The following is a 25,666-nucleotide window of genomic DNA, read 5'->3' as shown; positions in this document are numbered from 1 at the left end:
TACCGTAACTGTGGTAAAATTTTTACAAAGAGGAAAGCGGGAGATGTATGAACCAGCGACAGCGAAAACTGCTTCTGTATCTGCTGTCACAGAAGCATTATCAGCCAATTCAGGAATTATGCGGGGAATTCGGCTTCAGTGAGAAAACGATACGCAATGATATTAAGGCAATCAATGCCTATCTGCATATGAATGAGGTAACATCACGGATTCAGACCAAGCGGGGAAGCGGTGTACGGATGCTTCTGATGGAGCGGGAGGAGGAGTATGTCCGCTATCTGCTGGAATCCAGGGTTCTGGAAATCAAGCCGGATTTGGACAGGTTTTATCACGGTATGATCTTACTGCTGTTTCGACAGGAGCCGTACACGATGGATACGCTTGCCGATGAATTGTATACAAACCGTCTTCAGCTGAAGGAAGATTTGCTGTGCTGGGAAAGTATGCTGCGGATGTTTCATCTGAAAATCACGAAGGGGACACATTTGCATATCGACGGGGACGAGCGGCAGCTTCGTCTGTTTGTGCTGTACTATTTTTATCAGCGAGCGGATAAGGCGATGATTATGAGTATTGAACCGGTTTTTCTGCAGGAGCATCAGTCTCTGTTTCGCGATATTCTGCGGCTGTACGAGGATGCCTATCGGTATCGCTTTACGGCGAATGCGCTGCATCATTTCAGTATTTATCTCGGCGTTATGATGAAACGGATTCAGATGGGCTATGGCCTGCAGGAGCAAACGCCCTATGTGGGAAACAGACGGGTCCATACCATGCTTCAGGATTATTTCCATGTGGATGTTAACGGTGAGGAAATGCGGTTTCTGGAACAGCTGATAGAAAGCGGGGCACGGCAGTGGAATAGAAGCATGCTGCATGAATTTGTAGTGGATGAGGAAACCAGGCAGCTGAGTGCGCGTTTCTTTGCGTTGCTGAAGCAGGAATATCACGGGGAGCCGGATGAGGAGCTTCCGATTCTCTTTTCCATTCTGCTGCAGACAGCGATGATACGAAAGCATCATGCCATGCGGGTGCTCCATTATAATGATACACAGGTGAAATTTGATTCCATGGCGGAGTTCCTCAGTGTTATGCGCCTGTTTCATAAGGATGAAAAACTGCGCGGGCTGCAGCTGTACGAGAGCGAATATACACGCTTATCCATGCTTTTACTGCCATATTTTCATCAGCTGGATATGCAGGTGCGTTTTCGTGCGGGAATGATTGTCAACTGCTCCTTGGAGCAAGCATATTATGGCCGTATGCGGATCAGTGAAGCGCTGCCGAATATTGATATTGTGCGTATTCTGACGGAGGATGAAATTGATGCGGCTGCTGCAGAGGTTGATTTCTTCATAACATTCGATTATCTGCATAAACAGGTTCCCAATGTGGAGATCAGCAGTATGATACAGGACAGCGATATTCAAAAGCTCCAGCTTTATCTGAAGCAGCTGCGGCAGCAGCGATCAGCACTGCAGCCGATATCCTGCAGCATGTGTGCGCATCATGCCGCTGATGAGGATGCTCTTGTTTCGTATCTGTTTCAATGCTATCAGGAAAATTGCAAAACAGGTACGTATGAGGAATTCACTGCCATGCTTCCCATGCATCGGCTTCTGCTTCGCGACTGCATGCTGGTGGTGCTGTATGATGAGCGATTCAGCAAATCCTTTATCTCGATGATTGCGCTGAAAAAGCAGCTGTATATCGAAGGGAAGGGAATCCGTCAGGTATGTATGGCAGGCTTTGTCCATACCTCCTATGAGCGATTGCAGGAGCAGCTGATGCAGCTGAAGGAGTGTCTGCGCAAGCAGCTGCCGCATCTCATGTAACTTGCAGAAGCAGCTGTGTTCTGCGCTACTTCTAAGCATAATGCAGCCGCTGCCTATAATGGTATACAGAAAAAGGTACAGCGTCACAGGGAGTTTCATCTTTCAGTGTTCATAAAAAGAAGAATTCAATTTCTATTGATGAAATACAATAGGATTGAATTCTCCTTTTTTCATTATTTATATCGGGTAAGATCCGCAGGGATGCTGCACCTTTTGTGATATAGAAACAGCTTTTGCAATAGATACGGGTAGGAGCTGAGGAAACCTTTTTTACCTCACAGCATACTTTTAGCTGCCGTGCAATAGCGATGCTAAAGATTACTGAGCTTTCTGCGTATGTCTGCTTCGCAGATATCGCTTATCTGAAGTGCCGGCTTTCCAAGATAATAGCCCTGTACAAAATCCACATCCATGCGAATCAGCTGCTGCAGCTCTTCTTTGGTTTCCACACCTTCAGCGATTACACGGATATGCTGGCGATGGGCAAAGGTAATCATGTTTTCAACCAGTCGCTGCCTGTTTTCATCCTTATGAATATCACGTACAAACATCATATCAATCTTAATATAGTTTGCTGCGACGTTTAAGAGGGTGGAATCGTTGCTATAGCCGCTTCCGAAATCATCAATCGCGATATGTGCGTCCCAGCGCTTTGCAAACTGCTGCTTAGTTTCCAGATAATGCTGTTCGATTTCATCTGTTTCAATCATCTCGATGACCAGCAGCGGCAGATACTCTTTATACTGCTGTTCGAGACTCTGTGTCAGATCATCCAGCATCGGGATGCTGGGGATGGAGTTGATGAACAGACGGGTCTTGGGAAAGGCAGAGTGGAAGTCCGCAAACTGAGCGATTGACTGCGTCCAGGTCATGAATTCCACACGGTAAAGCTGACTCTGCGATCTGGCAACGCGCAGGATATCCACCGGAGATGTGATAATCGTACTGCGTGGACGCATCAGTGCTTCAAAGGCGTAGATTTCTTTTGATTTCAGGTGGACGATCGGCTGATATGCATAGCTGACCAGATTATGGTCCAGTATTTCATTCAGCTCATTGCGGCCGCTGAGCAGCAGCTTGTCCTTATGATAGGTGCTTGGCTGGAATTCTTCAATACCGCCCTTCTGTGTACTCTTGATGGAATACATGGCAAAGTCGGCATATTTACTGAGCGTATCAAAGTCCTGCGCATCCTTTGGATACCAGGCAATCCCCGCAGACAGGCGAATTCGGATTTCTTCTTTCCCTGTAAAAGTGATTTTGTGTGCGTTGATCTGCCGATGCATACCCTCAACAATCGTACGAATTTCACTTTCCTTTTGATAGTGATGGAAGAAGACAAGGAATTCATCCCCTGCCATGCGCGATACGATACAGCGGGAGGAGGAGAGCTTTTGCAGATAGCGGGCGGTGGCACAGATGAGCTGATCACCGGCGTCGTGTCCATAGGTGTCATTGATTACCTTCAGGTTGTCAAGATCCCATAAAATCATGGCGCAGATTCCGCAGGCATCTCCGCTCAGAATCGCTTCCACGCGGCTGCGGAAGGCCCTTCTGTTAAAGAGCTGCGTGAGTACATCGTGATCGCGCTCATAGGTCAGCTTGCGTTTTTCGCGGATTTCATCACTGACATCCATAACGACAATGACATGGGTTCCCTCATGTTGGGAAAGAATGAAGCGTAGCCATGTTTCATGCTCATCCAGCTGATGCGAGATCACATAGGTGTGGACCTGTCTGCCGTCCTGCCATTCCTCTTTTTCTTCAAAGATTTCTATACGCTTTTTGAAAACCTCGATTTCCTGTACAAATTCCTTATGTGTATAGGAGGTTCGTTTTCTGTTATGAAAGCAGAGCAGATGGGGAATTTCCTCCGTGCAGTAAACGAGTCCGGAATCATAGACCTCAATGGCGCCGATTGGCATATCCAGCGCATGGATGACCTGGGAAAGTCTGGATTCCGCTGTGGACAGATTTCTGCTTAATTCCTCAATGGAGGAAGCAAGCTCATCAACCTCCAGTACTTTCACTCTCGGCAGATGCATTTCATCATTCGGATCGAAATTCTTCAATACCTTGGCAAGCTGTGCAATCGGATGTGAGAATTTCATGCTTGTGAAAAGAGCGATGATGAAGGCGAGCAGTATCGAGCCCAGCATTGTCCAGAGAATGGTTTTCTGAAGACGAATTGCGCTGCTGTACAGTGCGTCGTATTCCAGCGTACCGATCAGATACCATTCCTGCTCGACAAAGGGCGTATTGCTTTCATAAAGGTGCAGCTGTTCCTGCTGCATGACAAGTAATCGATCGTTTACCGTCAGGGTGGAGCCGCGTTCACCGGCGGCATCCTCCAGCTCGAATTTCTTTCCGATAGGAAACAGACTGCGATAGTTGGGACCATTGCTGTATACCACTTCATAGGTGTCGGTATTCTTATTTTTGCATGCCAGCAGATAGGCATTGCTGGAATCATCGTTTAATTCTTCATAGGGAAGATATTTTTTTAGAAAATCAAGGGATATTTCCACACCGGCAACACCGTACACCTGATGCTCAGAGCTAATCAGAGGAAAGGAATAGGTGATGAACTCGGTTTCATTATCCTGCATACGTATGCTCGTACCCCAATAGCCGTAGCTTTTAATTTCTTCCCTTGGATTGTTTACCGCCGCCTGATAGGGACGGAAGTAAAAGCCGTCGTTTTCATCCTTTTCTGATAGCTTCATGAAGGTTTTCCACTCGGAATGCAGAGAGTAGCCTGCTTTTTTGAGAGCACTTGCATTGCCAAAGCGTGCAATGATATCGCTTTTATCATTATATGTGTCACCGGGGGTACCATCTGTCAGATAATAGGCAGGGTAGCTATCGGTATGAAAGACATCCTTATCAAATATAACATAGGAGCCTGTGATGTATTTCAGCTTGGAGAAGGCATCCATCTGCTTCAGGACGGATGCCGGCAGCTCCCTGCTGTTCTGATAGGCGGCAGCATTATGATAAACCTTTTCACATTCCTGTAGCAGTTCCTTGTAGGTATCCTGCTGATACAGATCGGTTGCCATGATTTCCTGCAGATCCGATACCCAGAATTTCACCCGCTGATGAAAGAGATGATAAGAGATATCCTTCAGATTGCTGATGGTACCACCGGCAAAAACCGTACCCATAAAGATCAGACAGATCGCGGCACCGGTCAGCGTGAGCGTTATCAGCAGCCTGCGAAACAGGGAATTCTTCTGCATTATGCATCACTGTCCTTCATCTTTTCGTTAATATCCTTTGTAATCTGTTCAAACCATGTATTGAAATTTTCATCGCTGAGATATTGCTTCCAAGCTTTTTCGCGGCTGTCTCCACGCTTTATTGCCTTTTGTATTTTAAGGGCATCCCCGGCGCATTTTTCATTCAGTGCTGTTTCCAGATAATTGCGGATTTCAAAGCTTTTGTTAAATGATTTCTGCGAGGTCAGAGTACTCTTTGAGACAGTTTCCATCGAGGTTTTGACGATATCTCTTACGAGCTGATTCGCAGTAACCTTTTCGGCTTCCGTAATGGAGTTCCAGGATTCAAAGGAGTTTGCCTCCTTTTTCACCGGCAGATAAGAGGATTCTGCGGAGAACAGCGTATTTCTTTCCTTTTCCGTGAACCATTTTAAGAACTGAATGGAAGCATATTCGTGTGTTTCATCGCTTTTACTGACAGCCATACCAGCTCCCTGTGTAATCGCATAGCTCTTTTTTCCCTCGAAGTTGGGAACCTGACATACGATATATTTCACAGCATAGCCTGTTCCATCATCACTGATGATTTCCTTCGGAAAGAAGGTTGCTCCTGCAGAGGAGGCAACACAGGCAATGACATCCTCGGTTTTCATGTCATCACTGGCAAACCGTCCGTTTTTGGTATAATAGCCCTTTACAAACGGAACATAATACTGATTCCAAAGCTTGCGCATGGTTTCTTTGCTGACGGTGAAGGAGCCGGAGTATCCGGTTATGGTAAATAGCGGTGTACCCAGCTGTTCGCTTCCGGCATTGAGATAATTCATGAGGGCATCTCTCGCAAAAAAGGCTTTTCCTCCACTGTATGTATAGTATTTCTCACTGACATGGGCAAGTCCCTCCCATGTATCCAGATCGGAAAGCTTTACATCTTCCTTTTTCGCAAATTCATCCCATTTATTCTTATTGATAACCATGACCTCCGTTGCCTTTGCTATTGGGAAGATATTGACATCATCATGATTGTGCAGAATGCCATCCTTCATATAGTCATCGACATATTCTGCCATTTCCTCATCTGACATATAGGCATTGATGGAAACGAGCTTTTCCGCTTTTTCCATATCCTCCGCCGTATCTCCATAGGCGGCAAAAATATTCGGAAGCTCCGGAGCATTTACTTTTTTCTCCAGAGAGCTTTTTAAATCTGCGGAAATGTTGGATATGCTTCCCTTTGCGACAGCATCCACACTGATTCCCTGCTTTTTCCCCTGTGTTTCATTGAATTCATCAACAAGCTCATCAAATGCCTGCTTCTGTGAACCGCTGTAATAATGCCAGAGGGTCAGAGTGATAGGCTTATCGGGGTCCAGTCCATGGTCATTAGCGGAACAGCCCTGTAAAACAGTAGCAGATAATAGGAGCATACAAACGGCTGCGAGTCTGAGTTTTTTCATGAAGGAATCCTCCCTTGTTATGATTTATATCCCCTCCATTATACCACATAATAGCTTTATAATTCTTTCTACATAAGGAAAAGCTGACATTTATGAAAAAAGCTGTTCCTGAACGGACAAGGTGTGGGCCTATGAGGGATGAGATAGAAGAAGATGGGATATCTGTGTCACGAATTATCAGTCAGATTCTAAGAGAGCCTGCATAAAATACGGAGATAGCAGGATTGTTGATAAAGTATAGCCCGTTTCTTTTTACTTTTATTGCAGTTTTATGTACCTCGTTATGCAATAGAGTTGAATAGGATTGTTAGTTGATTTTTTTAAGAAATTTCAGAGAAAGGATTGCAATTATCACAGGATATGTTATAATATTAAAGCATTTGCGGGCGTGGTGAAATTGGCAGACACGCTAGACTTAGGATCTAGTGCTTCGCGCGTGCAGGTTCAAGTCCTGTCGCCCGCACCATTTGAAATTATCAGGTTATATACATTTTGCCGAAAGGTTAAAAGGTCTTAAATAAGGGCTTTGGAAAATGTGTAGCCTGTTTTTTTAACCCTTATATGTAGGATCCTGTGTTTCACATTTTATGATTTTCACCTGGATACAGCTATCCTATGGGCAAATCGCAAATAAAAAGCGATGATTACGGAAGGTTTTCCAGGAAAAGTAATCATCGCCTTTTGGTGTTCGGGAAGGCTTGCATATAGTTGAAGCATTCAGCTCAAGGGCTATCTTATTATACAGGAGATAGCCCGGCTTTTTGATTGGAAATAGACAGGAAGGTTTTACTGCCTGCTAGATGAAGGTCATTGCACTAAGCACAAAGCCGATAGCGCCTGTTACTGGGAAGAGCAATCCGATACCAGCGGCTTTCTTTCTTCTCTCGATTTCCGATTGGGCATCTGAAGTGAGATTGACGAAAGGATAGTTTCTTCTGGTAATCAGATAAAGGATCAAACCGCTGGAATTATTTCCATTCATGGCTAATAATCCCCAGAGCTTTGGGTGCTTCAGACCTCTCGCATTTGCATCGGTGACGGTGATATGATAGATTTGATATACAATTTCAATGACACCTACAAAAAAAACTGCGCTGCATACCACTGCTGTTATTGTCGTATTGATATTCATAAGATACTCCTCCTTAAAGTTTTTTGATAATCTGATACAGTAAAATCGCCGAGCTCAATATGGCAAAGCAGAATACACCTATGAGATAATATAGATTGCCGGATAGAAACACATTACATATTCCAAGGAGTAATACAAACAGGATATTCAACAAAATTGCCATAACTAATTTTTGATTGCTTTTTACTACATTCGTATTTGTTTCTAAATGCTCCATCAATTTATCATCTCCTTTTAATATTTCGTCCAGGCTGATAGAATAAAGATTACTCATATCTATCCTATCTATGATATCCGGATAGGATTTTTCGTTTTCCCAGTTGGATATCGTTTGGCGGGATACATTGATTTTATCTGCAACCTGCTCTTGTGTCAGTCCGCAAGCTATGCGCGCCTTTTTTAATTTTTTACCTATTTCCATATGTACATGCTCCTTTCAGTTCCATCATGTCACCTGGAGGTAGAAAAGTCTATCAAAAATTTTTTACATCCATCATTTTATCGTCTGAATAAAGCTTGAATTATATCATTTTAAAAAAGGGGTGAAAAAAAGGGCTGTTCATGTCCAGCCCTTTCCCTCACGATTTTGTCGGTATACAGAACTTGTGAGGTATTGTAATCTGAGGATTACACTATTAGTATACCCTGTTTTCTAAAAAAAGCAATTCAAAAACGGATGAAAAAGCTATGTTTTTGCATGAAATACAGAAAAATGAAAAGGCTTTCTATAAATATCGTGTTTTATGCAAAGGATACGTGTTTTTCAACATTTGCTGTATATATAAATGGTTCGAAAAGAGCTTCAGTTCAAATTAGGGTGCCATATATGGGAAAGCTGAAAGAGGTTATGATCCCTAAGCTTTATAGCTTCTTTTCTAAAGCTTCACCAATCCGTCATAATTACGGAAGAATCCTGAAAAAGTGCAGTCCTTATAAATGTCACACTGTGTTGTCCAAGCGCTTTTATATTCACGTCCTCTTAACGGCAATCGCTTTATAAGGTAAAATAGGAACGAAAAGGAAGATAAGGTTGAATTGCTGTACCTGAACCTGTAATGCTCATCATTATGGTATCTTATGCGGTGAAGCTCTCTACGGGGAAATCGTGTTGACAGCCGGGAGAGAAAAGGATAAGATGGTCATAATAGAATAAATGTTCTCTATCAGACGACTAGGAAAAGAGGTTGATGGTATGGTGCTGCATTATGGAATTATATCGGTAGCTGCAATAACAGAGCGTTTTCTTCATGCCATTATCGAAGCCGGAGATACGATAGAAGCCATTGCCTCCCGTTCTTTGGAAAAGGCACAGGCAAAAGCGGAGGTGTATGGGGTACGTAAGGCTTATGGGACATATGAACAGGTATATACGGATCCGGATGTGGATATCGTTTATATTGCGGTAAACAATGCAAATCACGGAAAAGAAATAAAAGCTGCTCTTCACCATGGCAAGCATGTTGTATGCGAAAAGCCGATTGCTTTGTCCTGCGGGGAAGCAAAGGAGCTGTTTGCCTTAGCAAAGCAGAAGCAGTTGTTTTTGATGGAAGCACAAAAAAGTCTGTTTCTGCCTGTCACACAGGATATTCGCGATATCCTGCAGAAGCAGACACTGGGGAAGCTTCATCAGGTTGCGATGAGTGCAAGCTTTCCCAACCCGCGTGCCGCATGGATGCACGATCCTTTGCAGGGAGGGGTGGTGTATGGCAGCGCCAGCTATACGATTGAATATTTGCAGTATTTGCTAGAACCGCATAAGATTCATGCTTCTGCTATGGGAACAAGAGAAGTGCTGGGGGCTATTGACAGGGTAAGCATGAATTTCCTGTTCGACGATATTCTTGTCAACAGCAGGATTTCCATGAACGGGGAAACCCTGCAGCAGGCACTGTTTTATTTTGAAAAGGGATATATCCGCATTCCGAATTACTGGAAGGCACGGGAATACTTCCTTGTAGTGGACGGTGTAGAGCAAAGGATACAGCATCCTTGCGTCTATGAAATGAAATATGAAGCAGAACATATTCATGCATGTCTGGAAACCGGTCGGCTGGAAAGCCCGATCCTGCGTGCGGAGCAAAGCATTCTTTGTTGTTTTCTTGTAGATGAAATCCTGCGGCAGCTATCACAGCAGGAAGTACTATGCTGTATTGATTAGGAGGAACGTTATTATGATATATAAAATGAAGCATCCCGAACGGGCTGAGGCTCTGTTTGCACATGCACAGGATACGATGATTCTTTCCTGTCTGCAAAATGTGATGGGGGATATTTACGCAGATGATCCTGAAAATCCGAAATCAGCTATGGCGGTTTTGGGCGTCTTCTGCTTTTTCGCAGGAGAGGTCAATCATGAGCTGATTGCATATAAGCCGGACACATATACAATTCCCTTTATCATCATGAGCGCAGATACCACCTCTTTAAAAGCTGCCATTCAGGCGCAGTATGGGGAACGCGCCAAGGAGGTCACGCGATATGCCATAAAAAAGGAGGCAGGCATCTTCTCTTTGCGGCACCTTCAGCATATCGTAGAGAACCTCAGCTCAGAATATGAGCTGAAGCTGATCGACGAAACGATATTCAACTGGTCGCGGCAACAGCCTTGGTGCAAGGAATGGACCTCTTTATATAAGGATTACGAGACATATCGCACAACAGGGCTTGGAGTTGCTGTCCTGAAGGACAAGCTTCCGGTTGCCGGCGCCTCCTCCTACAGCTCCTATCGCGAGGGAATTGAAATTCAGGTAGATACAAAAAAGGAATACAGAAGACAGGGACTGGCAGCTGCAGCATGCGCAAAGCTGATACTGGAATGTCTGAAGCGTGGCTGGTATCCGAGCTGGGATGCCCACAATATGGATTCTGTACATCTGGCGGAGAAGCTCGGCTATCATTTTGACAAAGAATATACAGTGTTCGAAATTCACGGATACTGAAAAACAGCTGCCGACGCATAGGTTCTTACGCAAATTAAAAACAGGGAGAAATCAACACGATAGTAGTTATCAATAGAAGTTGATCTCTCCCTGTTTGCATACTCCCTAAAGTAAGAAAGAACCGGCGTATAATCAGCTGTTTTTTTATAAAAAGACCTCATCCGGTGTTTTCATATAGGATGCCTCAAAGAGCTGTAAATCGATCATATTTGAGCGGACAACATCCAGAATATGAGCATAGCATATGCACAGCTGAGTGGAAAATGCCTCCTGATTTCCTGCCTGCAGGTAGTTCACAGCTTCCATGCTTTTGCGGTTTAATACGGTAGAGCCGTGCTGTTTACTGGGGTAAAAGGAATAATAATAGCCCCAGCACACTATCCGGCCAAGCTCTGTCAACAGGGTACGCAGAGTTTCCAGCGGTACATATTGAAGTACAAGCGCCGTCAGACAATCCAAAGGAATCCGTTCTTCGTGCTGTAAATCATACTGCAGCTTAGACAGAGCCTGTTGTGTAATAAAAGGGAACGCTGAGCGTGCTGCAGGCTTCATAAGGAGGATCATAAGCTGCAGACCACTGAGGTAGCGCAGGGTGTCCTCCCGGTAAACCTTTATCTGCATGCATTTAGCGGCAGTATTCTCGTCCTGCATGCAGACTGTGGTTCCTTTGACATTCTGTGTTTTTGCATAGCCCAGCTCATTCAGTGAGGCGAGGGCCTTACGAATCGTTGCAACGCTTACCTTATATTGTGCAGCGAGTTTTGCCTCCGAGGGAAGCCGTGATCCTACCGTAATTCTTCCGGTACCGATCTTGTCAATCAAATCGCGTGTAATCTGGACATGCAGGTGGTCGCGTCCCCGATCGGAATGCCATATAAAAGGCTTTTTTGACTGTTCGATTTGCGGATACTGCTCCCTCAGGCGCTGCATCTGCAGCTCGGCTGTTTTTTGTACAGCAGTATACATCTGTGTAAGTCTGACCATGCTCTCTGTAAGCTGTCGGTTGTACATGGCTTCCTGAACCCATAAAATATTCTGAAACCGGTAGCTTTCTCGGTTAAGGCTTGAGCCCTGCTTTTCCTGAAAGAAGAATATCGGTCTTGCATACAGCGTAAGGCTGGAAAATAAGTCCCGAAAAAACATATTGTGCGTCTGATCCAGCAGTGCATTGAAGATTTTCAGATTGGTTTTCCAGCGTAATTCTGTATTTTTCTCTGCAGCCTCCTCAACTGATTCTTTCATACAGTGCAATGTGTAATCACTGCACACCTGAACAGAGAAGGAAAGAATACGCGGCATGATCAGTGTCATTGTGGCATAAGCATCCCGTAAGGATTGCTGATATTTTACGATATAAGTAACTGCTGCGGATTCCTGTTCCCTTTGATCCTGCCGATATATGACGAGCATTGGCTTTCGCTCTTCGGTTTTTATGTAGCCCTCCTGCTTCAGCCGTTCCAATACATCCCGCACGGTTCGAATTCCCACATGATAAAGCTCACATAATCGCATGATTGAGGGCAGTGTGGATCCAAAGGGCATTCTGCCACTGATGATTTCCTCCCGCAGACTGTGATACAGATATTCAAAAAGGGTTTCCTTTCTTTGCATAATTGACACCTCATTCATATTTTATCATGTTTTTTTGGGTCATGCTATATGTATATGTACACAAATTTTTCGTTGTCTTTTTGAAAGGGCATGATAAAATTTTGCTGAAATGAGTTAGGGAGGCTACGCTATGCGTCACATCAACATCATACCGGATGATCTGCAGGGTGCTTTTGTCCTGCTGTTTATGCTCCTGCTGCTTATTCTGTCATTTCTGGCGGGAGCGTATCTGGCAAACCGCGGAATCTGGCAGGGCATTTTTCTGCATGATCCGTTAACAAAGGGGATGAAGCTGGTTCACTTTCAGAATAGAATAAAGCGGCTGCTGGATAAGAAGCCGGACGTTGCGGCTGCTTTGGTGCTGTTAAATATCGAACACTTCCAGCGAATCAATCACCGCTATGGAATGCAGCTTGGAGATGAGGTGCTGTGTCTGGTGTATAAGGTATTGCAGCAGCATCTTGGAAGAGGGGAATTTCTGGCAAGAGGAGAGGGCGACTCTTTCTTCCTCCTCCTTCTCACACAAGATCAGAAGCAGCTGCAGGATCGGATCGATGAAATGCAGAAGGCAGTTCACATACAGACCGCCCATCTGCAGCCGATTATCCGCTTGCGTCAGGGGGCCTGTCTCATTGACAGCACGCAAAGGGACACTGGCATATTGCTGGATCGTGCAAAGCTTGCACTTCGTCAGTATGTAAGCGGAAAGGGCTGCGTATTTTATAATTCTGCCTTAATGGAGGCTATGCAGTACGAGGAATTGCTGAACAGCCTGTTTGAAGACTCCTTGCGGAAGCATGAATTTCAGCTGTATTTGCAGCCCAAGGTAACGCTGAAAACAAATCAATGCAGACATGCAGAGGCACTCGTTCGCTGGCAGCATCCACAAATGGGAATAATCTATCCGTCAGCGTTTATTCCTGTCTTTGAGAAAAACGGAAATATTCTGGAATTGGACCGTTACATGTTTGAAGAGGTTTGCAGATATCTGCAGACATGCAATGCAGTGAGTAAAGAAAAGCAGATGATTTCCATCAATGTATCCCGTCAGCATTTTCAGGAACCTGCATTTCTTGAGGAATATGCGGAAATCAAAGAACGCTATGGCATAGGGGATGATCAGATCGAGCTGGAGCTGACAGAGTCTGTTTTTTTCAATGAGGAACAGATTGCTTTGGTAAAGCAGGCGGTGCATCGGATGCATCAGCTGGGCTTTCGTTGTTCACTGGATGATTTTGGCTCAGGATTTTCTTCTTTGGGTTTATTAAAAAGCTTTGATGTGGATGCAATCAAGCTGGATCGTATCTTTTTCGAGGACATTGAACAAAAAAAGGCACAGGATATCCTGCACTGTCTGATAGAGCTGGCGCATCGGCTGCATATGCAAGTTGTTGCGGAGGGGGTTGAAACTGAGGAGCAGCTGGCGTTTTTGCGCACGACAACCTGTGACATGGTACAGGGCTATTATTACGCCCGTCCACTTTCAGCAGCAGCGTATACTGCATGGCTAAAGCAGTTTCATACTGTGAAGTGAACCTGTATGAATTGGGAATGCAGCATTTCTTGGGGCATCGGTACAGGCAGCGGTTAAAGGCTGTTTTCCTTTACCGGCTGCATCCGGCTGTGAAGCTGCCGCAGTCTATAGCGCCATGCAGGGTTACAGTATCATCAAAAGGGAACTTCTGATAAGGCTGTTTCTGCGGCTGCTTGTTAAAACTGGTATATTTCCTGCAAGGCCTTCGCCAACAAAAAGAGACTTCTCATCTATGGGTAGCGGCGCATCTGATTTGCGGATATCGGCAATCAGCCTACGTAGTTCCATTTGATAGAAATCTCTTTTATTTTCAGCCTGCCAGATGCCTTGCAGGTATTGCTTTATTCTGTTTCCAGACGGTGATAGAAGTCATTCTCACTGCACGGCTTTGCATAGATGAAGCCCTGAACCATATCGCAGCCGGTATCCTGCAGCATATCCAGCTGCTGTCTACATTCAATGCCTTCCGCAACGACCTTCATATCCAGCTCCTTGGCCATGCTGATCATACTTTTCAAAATCGTTTTATTGCGCTCCACATGACTGCTTTGGTCAAAGAATACTCTGTCCAGCTTTACCACATCCACCGGAAGATCCTTTAACGCATTCAAAGAGGAATAGCCGGATCCGAAATCATCAATGGAGCAACAGAAGCCGTGAGAGCGAAGCTTCTCCAGAATGGCGAATACCTCCTTCATGTTTTTTAACAGAATGTTTTCCGTAAGCTCCAGCTCTATGATGCCATCCGGAATGTGATATTGTTCCTTGATAGCAATATAGGTATCCGCAAAATCCTCCTGATATAAATGGATGCGGGATACATTGACAGAAATCGGAACGACTGCTTTTCCTTGCGCAAGCCGATTCTGAATGGTCTGACATACGGATATAAAAACATAGGTGTCCAGCTTGCGAATGAAGCCGTTTCGTTCGAATAATGGTATAAATTCACCGGGACTTGTAAAGCCGTGTTCCTTGCGCTGCCAGCGAAGCAGTGCTTCTCCTCCCAGTATCTGGCTGCCGTCCAATGCGTATTTCGGCTGAATGACATGCAGGAATTCTCCATCCTTTAAGGCCTGCTCCATATGCTGCTCCATCTCGGCATCGCGCAGCAGAATCTCACGCATCTCCTGATTATAGAATTGCCATGCAGCTGTGGAATCATCGTGAATCCCTGTCTGTGCCATACGGGCTCTGTCCACAAGCGTACTGATGGTGCTATTGATATCGGCATCCTCCTGCAAACAGATACCGATTCGAATCGGTATGTTGTGCTTGTTGTCAATCCCTGCAGCAGTGAGAGAAAGAAGCTGTCTGCATTTTTCGAGAACCTCCGCTTTTTGCTTGTACGGGGTAAGCAGGACAAAATCATCTCCGGAGATACGGCAGGAGATTTCCTGCTGCTTTGCGAGTGAGCGTAGAATATCCGCAACAAACAGCAGCACACGATCCCCGTAGCTATAGCCCTCCATATCATTCAAAAGCTTAAAGCCCATGATATCCAGATACAGTACGGCAAATGGCTGCTCCTTTTTCTCCAGAAGCTGCTGTCCGTCCAGCAGGAATTTTTCGTAGCGATATAGGCCGGTAAGATTGTCATAGAAGGCCAGCTTTTCAATTTCCTTCTGATGCTTTTTCCGATTTCTGTGATAGAAACAGCCAAACGCGGCCAGAAGCAGCAGGATGGACAAACACAATGCGATTGTCTGCCTGATAATACTGTTTGCCTGCTGCATAATAATACGATTGGGAATAATAGAGACGATATTCCAGTTATCCCCGTTAAGTAAAGGGACATAACAGAATATATATTCCTCATCCTGATAACGGAACTGTGCCGCCCCCGTCTTTTCCTCCTTTAATCGCTGCTTGAAGGAAGCTAGTCGTGCTTCATCATTTCCCTGCAGATTGATGATATCAAACAGATTCTGAAAGGTGCGGTTGCTGTCCTTATGCAGCGAGCGGATCAGGACATCGCCATTTTGATTAACAACATAGGAAAATCCGGTCTGATTGAAAAAGGAAAGTGAAAAGCGTTCGGTAATGGAAGACAGCGGCCTTGTTTTCTGGGCAAGTCCCTGTGTACCATCCCGGAAGGTAAAGCGTTCATATACACCGATCGTTTTCACACCGGTATAGTCATCAAGAAACGGGTCGCGTATACTGCTTCCGCTCATTGCCGAGTAGGTGTTTCTCTGCTTCTTGCTCATACGCGGTATCTGTTCCGGCAGATTGGAGTAGGTATCACCGCTGGAAAGATTGCTGCAGTAAAAGGAGGTTCCGTCTTTATTGAATACGTTGATGATTTTCTGGATGGATTTCTGATCTGCTGCATTTGTTTCCTGCAGCTCCCGGACAAACAGATGCAGAGTATCGTAGTCTTTTTCTATATAGGTATCCAGTGCATGAGAGCCCTGCTGTGTTACCTCGATAATATCGGTTACGGATTTTTCCCAAAGCAATGATTTCACATTTGTTACAAAGGCAATGGAAGCCAGCGCGATTCCAATGGCAGAGGCAATGGAGAACAGGATAAAGAAAGAGCGTTTAGTTATTGTCTTCATAGCTGTTTTCCTTTCGTATCTGTGCAAGCTGCTTGCTAAGGTCTGCAACAACAGAAGCACTGTCTTCTTTTTTTAATAGCCTTTGTGTACTTTCACGGGTGAGATTCCAGATGGGATAGAGCAGATTGTCATCGGCTCCTATCACGCTTCGACCGTTGGTGAGATAAGATTCCATCGGCTGTAGGGCACTGTCCTGCACCGCTTGCTTATCCTTCAGCGGACTGAAGGAGCTCTGGCTGTTGACAAATTTCAACAGGACATCCTGCTGTGTCAGGTACTCCACAAACTGCTTTGCTTCCTCCACATGCGGACTGTCTGCATTGACACTGATGCGGGTGTCGATATTGATAACCAGTGCACAGCCATCCTCCAGAACGGGGTAAGGATGTATGGAAAAGGTGAAATCCGGATGCAGGTCGCGCAGACGTGGAGCGGCCCATGCCCCACTCAGCATAAACGGCTGTTCCCCCCTGGCAAACAGCGTCAGGTCATCCTTTGTTTTTTCGCTTTTCAGAGCCTCCTGCGCATTGACATAGCCGCGATCAATCATTTTCTCCACCAGCGCAAAGCCGGGCTCCAGTGTCTTAGCCAGATCACGTTCCCCTGTATTAAACTGCTTTATTACCGCATCCTTGTCCTGCATCTGATAAATGGGAAACAGTCCCTTTGCCAGCACGATTGTCTTCAAGGAAATATCGTTATTCGCCACGATGGGGGTGATTCCTTTCTGCTTGAAATATTCACAGACCTCCATGAATTCCTGTAGATTCTTTGGTATCTTCTGCCCGTGCTTCTCCAGTAAATTCTCATTACAATACAGACCAAAGGCCGATATGGAGGTTGGAACATATTGCAAGCTGCCGTTTGCGTTCATTTGATTTTTCACAAGATCACTGAAATTATTGATTGTTGAAAGGTCGGACAAATCCGCAAGCGCGCCTTTTTTCTTCAGTGCCAGCACAGAGGCCTGATCCACCATGAAAATGTCATCACCGTTTTTGGTGTTGATCCGCTTGTCAAGCACCTCATAGTAATTCACACCCTTGATGCCTTCATAGGTGATGGAGATACGGTTGTTTTTCTGCATGAAGGAACGCAGACTGTCTTCGATCGCTGCGACATTGATTGCTTCATATTTAAAGCCGAAAAATGTCAGCTTCGTTTCCGTTGAGGATGCTTGTGTAGTTTCCGGTTCATATATCGTAGCATTCTGTCTGCTGCAGCCACTCAGTAGGAGTGCGATCATCAGAATACCGATTCCCAAGTGTTTCCTTTTCATCTTTACGTTCCTCACTTTCTGAATCCGCAATTTGAATTCAGATGCTGTATCTTGCTGTTAATTGATGATATTTGAAGCATAAATGCGATGTTTTCTGTATGAAAATTGTATCATAGAATACGTTTGAAAGCAATCAGACAGACAGGAAGGAATACGTAGTGACGGTTTTTTTTGTTACTGTTCTTTGATTGAATTCGAAAGAGCTGCACAAACCTGACGGTTGCTTTGCCATAGCCTGATGTACTCTTGGAACAGGGAAGCCATACGGTGAATCGCCATGCTTTTTTTGCAGCCTCCTGTCCGTTTTTGAAAACACGGCAACAGCTGCAATGAGTCTGACGCGGACGATGAGCGCAAAGGCTTTTCTATCTATACATATTCTTTATCAGGTCTGCTCATGCCGGTATTCCATTTAGAAATAAAGGGAGAGCGGTTTCACTTTCAGCCTGCGTACACCTGTTTCCATCCCGTTCACAGGTTTCCGCTTATCCAACAGTATCGCTATATTGTTAATCAAAGGAAATCTGCTGCGCTGTTTTTCTGCTTAGCAGAAGAGCGTATATGCCCCATGATCTCTATGAACAGGAATCACCTGCAGTTGCTGTTCACTGTATGCGAAGCGCTTTGCAGCTTACAGATTATGTTGTATTATGCATCCTCCTAAGGCACTGCCCAGCTCCAGCTGCTCTATACGACGTGCTATCTCACAGCTGATTCCTTTCAAAACCTGAACACGCGCTTTCCTGTCACCATAATACTTTTCAACGCTGTTTGCTTGCAAATACATACAACTTCCTCCTCGGTTTGATTCACCATCACATAACGGTGTTATGCTATGCCGCAAAAGAAAAGGGGAGTATACCCCTGATTTACTGCTTGACAGCTTGTTGATACAGACCTTCGAATCCGCTTCGCAGAAAGGTAACGACAATGCGATTCTGTTGCAATGCCTGTTCCTGCGCGTAGTGATGAGATACTATGTGCAGAAATGCCTCAACCTGTATCTGTGTAAGCCAGTGCAGCGTGCACGCATTGAATACCGTGTCATCATCCTTTCCCATTCCGGAGATGATTTTTGTATTGCGTTTCACCAGATAATCAATGATCTGATCAATGAAATCCTGATATGCAGAGCCCCAGGCACAGTTGAAAAGCAGCTCGACAGCCGTCTCATGTGCACATCCCTTGCCGGATTTTGTCAAGGCTTGTCGCCGATAAAGTGTACTGCTTTGTATATTTACGTAACCGCTTAACCGAATGTGTACATTCCGCCTTGCATAAGCGATTGCGGCATGCTATGATGAATTTATACGAGTGGGAGGGACCTATGGAACGTTATCAAATACAAAGCAAGGACTGTCTTTTACAGGTGTATGCCTGCGGGAGCTTTGACAGCGACACAGCAATCGTTTTTCTGCATGGCGGTCCTGGCAGTGGTGCACAGGCGATTCTGGAGCTGCCGGCGTTTCGTTCATTGGAAAAGGATGCCCTGTGTATCCATTTTGATCAGCGAGGAAGCGGTGCATCGAATTATGATTTGAAAAAGGGATTAAGCATAGATACTATTACAAGGGATGTACAGCGCGTAATACAGGATACCAAAGAGCGCTGGAGCGTAAAGCGCCTGTATATATGGGGCGGCTCCTTTGGAGGCTGTCTGGCTGCCTTGTGTCTGGAGAAATTTGCGCAGGAGCTGACAGGCTGTATTCTGAGCTCACCGGCAATCGGCTTCAGTCGTTCACAGCTGCTGGATCAGTTTGAACGCATGTCCGCAGCATTTCGTGTACGTATGCAAACGCTGCCTCAGGAAGCAGAGGTACATTTGACACCGGAGGAATTGTTTGCGAGCGAGGATTTTCGTGCCTTTATTTACAGTGAACACAATCCGTCAAAATCGCTTCGTCATATCTGTGCGATGTCCTCGTGGTTTTTCCAACACAGCTTTCACGGCCTGTTTGACAGCTGCGAGCTGCCGCTTTTGATTTTGCAGGGAAAGCAGGATGCTGTCTGCAGCTGGCAGCAGCTGTATGATGAGCTCGCATCCTGCGATAGGAAAACGATAATCACACGTTTCTATGAGCATTGCGGACACGAGGTGTTCACAGATCAAAGGTCTGCATTTCTGAAGGAGATACGAGCTTTTCTAAAGGAGGAACCCGTATGTTAGTTTATATATGCTGTGCTACCGGCAATACCAGTAGTATGTTTTGTAAGCAGATTCAAAAGGCGAGCAGCAGAGAACAGATTTATGTGGAGGAAATTCATGAGCTGGGGACGCATCTGGAGGATGCCCTGCGGGAGAATGATCTTGTTCTGGCTTACGGCTCAGCGGAAATCATTGATGAAAAATTCATTCGCCGTTATCATTTTGAATATCACATGCAGGCCATCTGGCTTGCACCGCAGATGCGGTATCTGAAGGATTCCATGAAAAAGAAGCTGAATTGTTTTGATATTCCTATTCATATCATCGACATGAAAACCTTTGGGAAAATGAACGGAAAGCAGGCTCTGCAGGATATTCTGGACGCTATGATTTGAACCCTGTGGAAATTGCATGGAAAAGAAGCTACCTTTATGCGGGAGGACTGCATACGGATATACGTATGAAAAGCTAAAGAAGAAGCAAATCCCTATGATGCGGGAATCATGGAGATTTCGATCAGGTATCATGAAAACAGTAAGAAGAATGATTGGAATTAGAATACGAAGATGATGAGTGCTTACCGCCCGGTCATCTTCTTTTTCTGTTCCCCTGATTCGACTTCACAACCTGAAAAGCCCTGCTTTGCAGGAGCTTTCTTCTTTCTTTACCGCTGGTCGATACCCAAATGCAAGAGCCCCATGATGCTGCCAGCTCTTTTTATCGGTGGTGTATCAAACATTACTGGATAGCTTTTTATCAAAGCAGTATCTGTGCTTTGTCATCTCCCACATATCTGTAAACACACAAAAGTGGCGGGAAGCAGATACGATCAGACGGTTACCTGATTTCTGTTGATTTCATCCCTCTTTTGTGAAGCCATTGCGGATATTCCTTTTTCAGAAGGCTGTAATAGCAGGCATCCGTAACACCGCGATTGCTGCGGTCTGCCTCTCTTGCCGTTCCTTCATAGGTAAGGCCGCAGGACAGCATGACCCTTCCGGAATTCGGATTTTCGGGATCGCGTTTTGATTCTATACGGTTTGCTTTCACCTTTTCAAACAGAAACGGGATGACGGCTGTAAATGCTTCACTGGTGACATGCCGATGCCACCATGCTTTCCCGATGCAATAGCCGATATGCACCATATCCAGATCCTCATTCTGAGCGACAACGCCAATACAGCCGATAACTTCCTGCGGACGATCCTTCCATGTAATGGCCCATTGATAGAAATCCGGCTGTGCATAGCTTGCAATCCAATTCTGCAGAATATGCCATGTGACATTTACATCCTGATGCGGCGGCCAGGTCAGAAATCTGCAAACCTCTTCATCACTGGCCCAGTTGTGAAACATCGCCTCTGCATCCTCTATGACAAATCGGCGCAGAAGCAGTCGCTTCGATGCGATAACAGCTGTTCCTTTATGCTCCATAAGAAATCCTCCCTTGCTATTGCAGTTCATTATGGCATACAGGTATAAAAACTGCAAGCAATTCTTCGTGTATGAAAACAGAATAGCTGTAGTCATAGCGCAGGATAGCAGGAGTTACACCTTTCAGAAATCATTGCAACGTGTAGGCTCAAGGCGAGTTGATTATCCTGTGGACAGCGTACCCTCAAAAGCTGCTCTCTGCATTCGTGAGCACCGGCTATGCTAAACGCTTTGCAGCCTGCTGTCTTCCTGTAATCCTTTGTATGAGCTTTGTGAGGTTTATAGCTATGTATATGCCATACGCTGGATAATCACTATACAGCATATTCAAATATGGAAAAAGGGCCTGTGGATCACAGACCCTTCAAGCCTGACTAGAATCCGCAGCGAGCGTTTTTCATGCAGCGAACGAATTCCCGGGCACAGCGGTTTTCTCTGTTTCTACGGCGCAGGGCAGCACGGGCTACACATTCCGCTTCATACAGCGCAGCGTTGTCGTTGTAGTAATCGTTGTTGCATCCGCATCCGCTGTTCCAATCAGAACGGTTGTTTCCCCAGCCATCGTTGAATCCGAATTCTCTGTTACATCCACAGTTGTTACACATAGTAAAATCCTCCTTTTATTTTCTGAGATCATCTTTGTATCTCAGTATAAGATATGTGAATAAGCATAGCCCAGCTAGGCGTATCGCGCGATTACAGAGAAAAGATATGTGGGGCTTTGCAAGGTAAGGAAACGAGCCTATGGACAAATGCACAAATTGGAGAAGAGGAATGTGTTTTCTTTGAATTGTAAAGTTTCTATTCCTATTCTTTGGGAATCATATTATAATATAGCTAACAGATATGAAGGTGTACAACATGAAAATACTATTGATGTCCGATACACATGGTGAACAAGAGGCTGCACGAAGAATTTTGCAGGAGCATGCAGCTGCGGATTTGAAAATTCATTTGGGGGATGTCGGCTTTCCGTTACAGGAAATTGATGAATGCTCCATTGTGAAGGGAAATCATGACCGTTCCCATCGCCTTCCAAAAAAAATGAAGCTGACGCTGGAGGGACGCAAGGCTATCTGTCTGCATGGAGATATTTTTGACGATGAAACCGTGCAGGAGGTTCTCGCAATGAAGCATACACAGAATGACGATATCATGGATCTGTGTATGCGTACCCTGTATGGAAAGCTGGCGGCCTATGCAAAACGTAAGGGCTGCGACACGCTGTTCTTCGGACATACGCATCATCAGTGCTTTACCGAGGTCGATGGTGTAGTTTTGATCAATCCGGGTTCTGTGTGCTATGGCACTCCGCACAGCGGCTATGCTGTGGTTGAGGTACAGGGTCGCTGTATCCGGGCAGAGCTTCTTGCCATTGAAAATTGTTAAGCTTTTGTTATCCGTATCCCCAAGACGATATCCCTGTGCTACACTGTCTTTATAAAGAGAAAGGAACGAAGCATATGTTCACAAAAATTCTGACAAAACTTGGCTTTACCAAAGAGGAAACCAGCTGGATTTTATATGATGTGGGAAATTCAGCGCAGGTGCTGACCACCTGTACTGTCATATTTCCTTTACTGATTGCGAAAATCACACCCGGGGACAGCAGTGTGTACGTCGGCTGGGCGAATGCAATCTATGCGATTATACTGGCTGTGATATCCCCTGTTCTTGGAACGATGGCGGATTACAAGGATAAGAAAATGAAGATGTTTAAGTTTTTCCTGTTTATGGGCATCTTCGGCGGCTTTGGTCTTGCTCTGCCCTTTATCGACTACCGTGCGGCGATTGTGATTTTCATTATCGCTATGCTCGGCTATAACGGCTCCATAATTTTCTACGATGCCTTTATTGTGGATGTCTGTGATGATGAGCGGGTGGATAAGGTAAGTGCTGCCGGCTATGCATGGGGATATATCGGCTCCGTATTGCCATTTCTGATTTTTGTAATACCCTTTGCGCTGGTAACCCTGCTCGGTGATCCGAAAACCGGGGATCTGGTACTAGGTTCCTTTACCTTGAGCTATCGAATGGCATGCGGTCTTACGATGGGAATGGCTGTGCTTTGGTGGCTTGTATATTCACGCCCTATGCTGAAAAATGTGAAACAGAAAAATTTTCATGAACCGGTACCGCATGTCGTTCGGGAATCGTTTTCCCATTTATATCACACATTCCGTGATATTAAAAAGAACAAAAATATCTTTTTGTTCTGTATATCCTACTTTTTCTATATTGACTGTGTGAATACGGTTATCAAAATGGCGGTTTCTCTTGCGACAGAGATGGGAATCAGTGATGTCATGAGTCTGGTAGTCGTAATTGTCATCAATATCGTTGCCTGTCCGTTCTCCATTCTGTTTGGAAAGCTGGTGGAGCATGTAGGCAGTAAGAAGATGATTTATGCCGGAATCCTTGGCTATGTCGGTGTTGTACTGGCGGGCTCACTGATTAAGACCTACCCGTCCTTTATCTGGGTGGTGGCATTGCTGGTCGGTATGTTTCAGGGCGGTATCCAGTCCGTTTCCCGTTCATATTTTGCCAAGCTGATTCCGGATAAAGCTGATTCCAATGAATTCTTCGGATTCTTCTCCGTATTTTCCAAATTCTCGGCAATCTTAGGACCGATGGCGGTATCCACAATTATCATGATTACCGGAGAAACACAATATGGTATTCTCGGTCTGATTCCGATGATGCTGCTGGGCATGCTGTTTCTGGCATTTGTCAAGGACCCGGAAAGCGAACAGAAATTCCATAAGAAAAAGTGACAAGAAAACACAATAGATGATAAGCAAGGGCTGACTTCATGCTATGGGAAGGCAGCTTTTTTTCAATGTTTCTGACAATGGAAAGCTACAATAAAGTCCTTTATATAATGCAGGTGCAAGAAGGGGATTGATTTTTATTCTTTAAGAAGCAGGATTACTGCATACGCCGATAAACAGGGGAAGCTCAATGCCATCCATGCGGGTGGAAATCACATAAAGAAATTCACGGTTCAGGTTTAGATGAAGGATTTTTGGATGCTTGATATTTGCGGCACCCGTCATCCCTATCTCGGTATATGCGCTTGCCTCGACGCCTTCCTCATCCAAGGCGATGCTTGTTTCCTGCTGAATGTTAGAAACAAAAAGGGGCTTTTCATCCGTTATACCATCCAGCTCTGCGGCGGTATCAAACAAAGAAGTAACACCCATGGCCTTTAAGGTATCCGCCAGCAGCAGCTTGGAATGGATTTTAAACTTCGGCAGAGACAGGTTCACAATACCGAATTCTGCTCCATCGCCATCATCCTCCAGCAAATTCTGTAGAAATCCCTTTTGTTCCATCAGCTTGCGGAGATCCTTTCCTTCCTTTGGCAGTACCAGCGTCAGGCTGGTGGAATTGCTTAATGCCAGAGAAGTTGCGGCATAGTCCTTGTTATCGATAAAGAAATGAGAATCCATGTTCTGATGCATGAAATCTGCAGCAACCTTCCCATCCTGCGCATAAAAGGTATCCTTTTTTGTTTTCTTTTTATCAAATACAGTATGAAAACGGGCTTTATAGTAGATTGCGTTGAGAATCGCCATGCGCATGGATTCATCTGTCCTTATAGAAGGAGACAGGTTAGCGTTGGTGTGCTCACGAATCCATGCAGCCATGAGGTCAGCAGTTTTTGACTGTGAAAAATCCACAATATAGGCGGCAGCATAGAATTGCTTGTTTGCGGCTTCTATAAATTCGTCTTTTACCGGATATGCATTTTGTATCCATAAGGAATTTGCAATTTTCATTTGTCCGCTTTCATTGTCCGTATACAGGCGGCGATATAAATTCCCCATATTTTTCGCATTATCACTGCGGTTTACATGAAGCAGCGTCTGCAGCTGCTCTGCAGTATTGCCCTTACTTGCCTGTAGCGTCAGCATCAGCGGATAATACAGACTCAGCGGGGAATAGCTGACATTATCAGAAGCGGTCTTTAGAATTGCGGAAAAGCTTTCCTGTGAAAAATCAGCATAGCCGCTCAGCATGGTAGGATCTATAGGATTATTGTCGCTTATGGTGATTTGAGCATCATAGTCCTCGATAGAAGGACTTTTCGGGTAGCGGATATCGGCAGGTGCCGCGATTTTTGGATTTGCCTGTTCCTGTGGCTTTTCCGCTTTGTGCTCAGCTGTCTTCTGCAAAGAGGAGTAGCTGGCGAGAAGCAGGAGCACACATAGGGCGAGTACAGCTTTTTTCATGAGTAATCCCTTCTTTCTATCCTATAAACGAAGCCTGGGTATGATTTATTTCATTCCTTTTCTTTATTGTAATGGAAATCACGGGATAAGCAAATAAAAGTGTGAAGAGAGGCTAGATGGTATAACCAGACCTATGGTGGCGGTATTTATATATTTAGATCCACTAACCTCAAGAGAGGCTAGACAAAGACATTAGCGAATCAGCAAAGCATGAACTTTTATTTAGATCAACTAGCCTCAAGAGAGGCTAGACACGATTGTATGCGTGAAGGGAACAGG

At 45.1% G+C, this 25,666-nt stretch carries 20 protein-coding genes and 1 tRNA gene; 9 read left to right on the top strand and 12 right to left on the bottom strand.

Annotation, left to right across the window (positions count from 1 at the left end):
- The first annotated feature begins 47 nt into the window (after positions 1-47).
- Positions 48-1,835: a BglG family transcription antiterminator gene (locus ACESPQ_RS20275; protein ID WP_373144843.1), complete on the top strand. Its 1,788-nt coding sequence runs from the start codon at positions 48-50 to the stop codon at positions 1,833-1,835.
- 311 nt (positions 1,836-2,146) lie between these two features.
- Here ACESPQ_RS20275 and ACESPQ_RS20270 read toward each other — a convergent pair whose 3' ends face one another.
- Both ACESPQ_RS20270 and ACESPQ_RS20265 read right to left on the bottom strand, forming a co-directional pair.
- Entirely contained in the window at positions 2,147-5,077 is a 2,931-nt protein-coding gene (locus ACESPQ_RS20270) for an EAL domain-containing protein (RefSeq protein WP_373144841.1), read from the bottom strand.
- Positions 5,077-6,513: an extracellular solute-binding protein gene (locus tag ACESPQ_RS20265; protein WP_257379503.1), complete on the bottom strand. Its 1,437-nt coding sequence runs from the start codon at positions 6,511-6,513 to the stop codon at positions 5,077-5,079. Before ACESPQ_RS20265 ends, ACESPQ_RS20270 begins: the two co-directional genes overlap by 1 nt.
- A gap of 382 nt (positions 6,514-6,895) precedes the next feature.
- Here ACESPQ_RS20265 and ACESPQ_RS20260 point away from each other — a divergent pair.
- Positions 6,896-6,979 (top strand) — tRNA-Leu (locus tag ACESPQ_RS20260).
- A 330-nt stretch (positions 6,980-7,309) separates the two neighbouring features.
- Here the strand turns inward: ACESPQ_RS20260 and ACESPQ_RS20255 are convergent.
- On the bottom strand, positions 7,310-7,645 hold the full coding sequence (locus ACESPQ_RS20255; RefSeq protein ID WP_118002804.1) for a hypothetical protein: 336 nt from the start codon (positions 7,643-7,645) through the stop codon (positions 7,310-7,312).
- 13 nt (positions 7,646-7,658) lie between these two features.
- The gene (locus tag ACESPQ_RS20250) at positions 7,659-8,066 is read right to left on the bottom strand and encodes a helix-turn-helix transcriptional regulator (protein ID WP_002609766.1); all 408 of its coding nucleotides are present in this window, start codon (positions 8,064-8,066) and stop codon (positions 7,659-7,661) included.
- A 771-nt stretch (positions 8,067-8,837) separates the two neighbouring features.
- On the opposite strand from ACESPQ_RS20250, the gene ACESPQ_RS20245 reads away from it, so the two are divergent.
- Positions 8,838-9,803, top strand: coding sequence for a Gfo/Idh/MocA family protein (locus ACESPQ_RS20245; protein WP_118002802.1), 966 nt, complete (start codon positions 8,838-8,840; stop codon positions 9,801-9,803).
- Positions 9,804-9,816: 13 nt separating this feature from the next.
- Complete coding sequence (locus ACESPQ_RS20240; RefSeq protein WP_002609770.1) at positions 9,817-10,584, top strand: GNAT family N-acetyltransferase; 768 nt, start codon at positions 9,817-9,819, stop codon at positions 10,582-10,584.
- A gap of 144 nt (positions 10,585-10,728) precedes the next feature.
- On the opposite strand, the gene ACESPQ_RS20235 is transcribed toward ACESPQ_RS20240, so the two are convergent.
- The gene (locus ACESPQ_RS20235) at positions 10,729-12,195 is read right to left on the bottom strand and encodes a GntR family transcriptional regulator (protein ID WP_373144839.1); all 1,467 of its coding nucleotides are present in this window, start codon (positions 12,193-12,195) and stop codon (positions 10,729-10,731) included.
- A gap of 130 nt (positions 12,196-12,325) precedes the next feature.
- On the opposite strand from ACESPQ_RS20235, the gene ACESPQ_RS20230 reads away from it, so the two are divergent.
- On the top strand, positions 12,326-13,729 hold the full coding sequence (locus ACESPQ_RS20230) for a putative bifunctional diguanylate cyclase/phosphodiesterase (RefSeq protein ID WP_373144838.1): 1,404 nt from the start codon (positions 12,326-12,328) through the stop codon (positions 13,727-13,729).
- Positions 13,730-14,070: 341 nt separating this feature from the next.
- Here ACESPQ_RS20230 and ACESPQ_RS20225 read toward each other — a convergent pair whose 3' ends face one another.
- From ACESPQ_RS20225 to ACESPQ_RS20210, 4 genes are all read right to left on the bottom strand, one after another.
- Positions 14,071-16,293 (bottom strand): EAL domain-containing protein, encoded by a 2,223-nt coding sequence (locus ACESPQ_RS20225; protein ID WP_257379506.1) that lies wholly within the window; start codon positions 16,291-16,293, stop codon positions 14,071-14,073.
- Positions 16,277-17,572, bottom strand: coding sequence for an ABC transporter substrate-binding protein (locus tag ACESPQ_RS20220; protein ID WP_257335004.1), 1,296 nt, complete (start codon positions 17,570-17,572; stop codon positions 16,277-16,279). Before ACESPQ_RS20220 ends, ACESPQ_RS20225 begins: the two co-directional genes overlap by 17 nt.
- Before the next feature lie 631 nt (positions 17,573-18,203).
- Positions 18,204-18,359 carry a hypothetical protein gene (locus ACESPQ_RS20215; RefSeq protein ID WP_002609781.1) on the bottom strand — a complete coding sequence of 52 codons (156 nt, stop codon included), beginning with the start codon at positions 18,357-18,359 and terminating at the stop codon, positions 18,204-18,206.
- An 82-nt stretch (positions 18,360-18,441) separates the two neighbouring features.
- A complete protein-coding gene (locus ACESPQ_RS20210) occupies positions 18,442-18,774 on the bottom strand; it encodes a hypothetical protein (RefSeq protein ID WP_002609783.1) in 333 nt (110 codons plus the stop codon).
- A gap of 125 nt (positions 18,775-18,899) precedes the next feature.
- Here ACESPQ_RS20210 and ACESPQ_RS20205 point away from each other — a divergent pair, with 125 nt between their 5' ends.
- Both ACESPQ_RS20205 and ACESPQ_RS20200 read left to right on the top strand, forming a co-directional pair.
- Positions 18,900-19,739: an alpha/beta fold hydrolase gene (locus ACESPQ_RS20205; RefSeq protein ID WP_002609785.1), complete on the top strand. Its 840-nt coding sequence runs from the start codon at positions 18,900-18,902 to the stop codon at positions 19,737-19,739.
- A complete protein-coding gene (locus tag ACESPQ_RS20200) occupies positions 19,733-20,113 on the top strand; it encodes a PTS sugar transporter subunit IIB (RefSeq protein ID WP_109771029.1) in 381 nt (126 codons plus the stop codon). Before ACESPQ_RS20205 ends, ACESPQ_RS20200 begins: the two co-directional genes overlap by 7 nt.
- Positions 20,114-20,555: 442 nt before the next feature.
- Here ACESPQ_RS20200 and ACESPQ_RS20195 read toward each other — a convergent pair whose 3' ends face one another.
- A complete protein-coding gene (locus ACESPQ_RS20195; RefSeq protein ID WP_373144835.1) occupies positions 20,556-21,152 on the bottom strand; it encodes a GNAT family N-acetyltransferase in 597 nt (198 codons plus the stop codon).
- Between the two features lie 374 nt (positions 21,153-21,526).
- On the bottom strand, positions 21,527-21,757 hold the full coding sequence (locus ACESPQ_RS20190) for a hypothetical protein (RefSeq protein ID WP_002609791.1): 231 nt from the start codon (positions 21,755-21,757) through the stop codon (positions 21,527-21,529).
- Between the two features lie 256 nt (positions 21,758-22,013).
- Between ACESPQ_RS20190 and ACESPQ_RS20185 the strand changes: the two genes are divergently transcribed.
- The gene (locus tag ACESPQ_RS20185) at positions 22,014-22,541 is read left to right on the top strand and encodes a metallophosphoesterase family protein (protein WP_002609793.1); all 528 of its coding nucleotides are present in this window, start codon (positions 22,014-22,016) and stop codon (positions 22,539-22,541) included.
- 74 nt (positions 22,542-22,615) lie between these two features.
- The gene (locus ACESPQ_RS20180; protein WP_109771031.1) at positions 22,616-23,926 is read left to right on the top strand and encodes an MFS transporter; all 1,311 of its coding nucleotides are present in this window, start codon (positions 22,616-22,618) and stop codon (positions 23,924-23,926) included.
- 141 nt (positions 23,927-24,067) lie between these two features.
- Here the strand turns inward: ACESPQ_RS20180 and ACESPQ_RS20175 are convergent, their stop codons facing one another.
- Entirely contained in the window at positions 24,068-25,387 is a 1,320-nt protein-coding gene (locus ACESPQ_RS20175) for a serpin family protein (protein WP_109771032.1), read from the bottom strand.
- Positions 25,388-25,666 lie beyond the last annotated feature (279 nt).

The sequence above is a fragment of the Clostridium sp. HGF2 genome (genome assembly GCF_964240115.1).
In the GTDB taxonomy this organism is placed as follows: Bacteria; Bacillota_I; Bacilli_A; order Erysipelotrichales; family Erysipelotrichaceae; genus Clostridium_AQ; species Clostridium_AQ innocuum.
The sequence above is the reverse complement of the archived record's forward strand: the minus strand, read 5'-3'. Positions and strand labels throughout refer to the sequence as shown.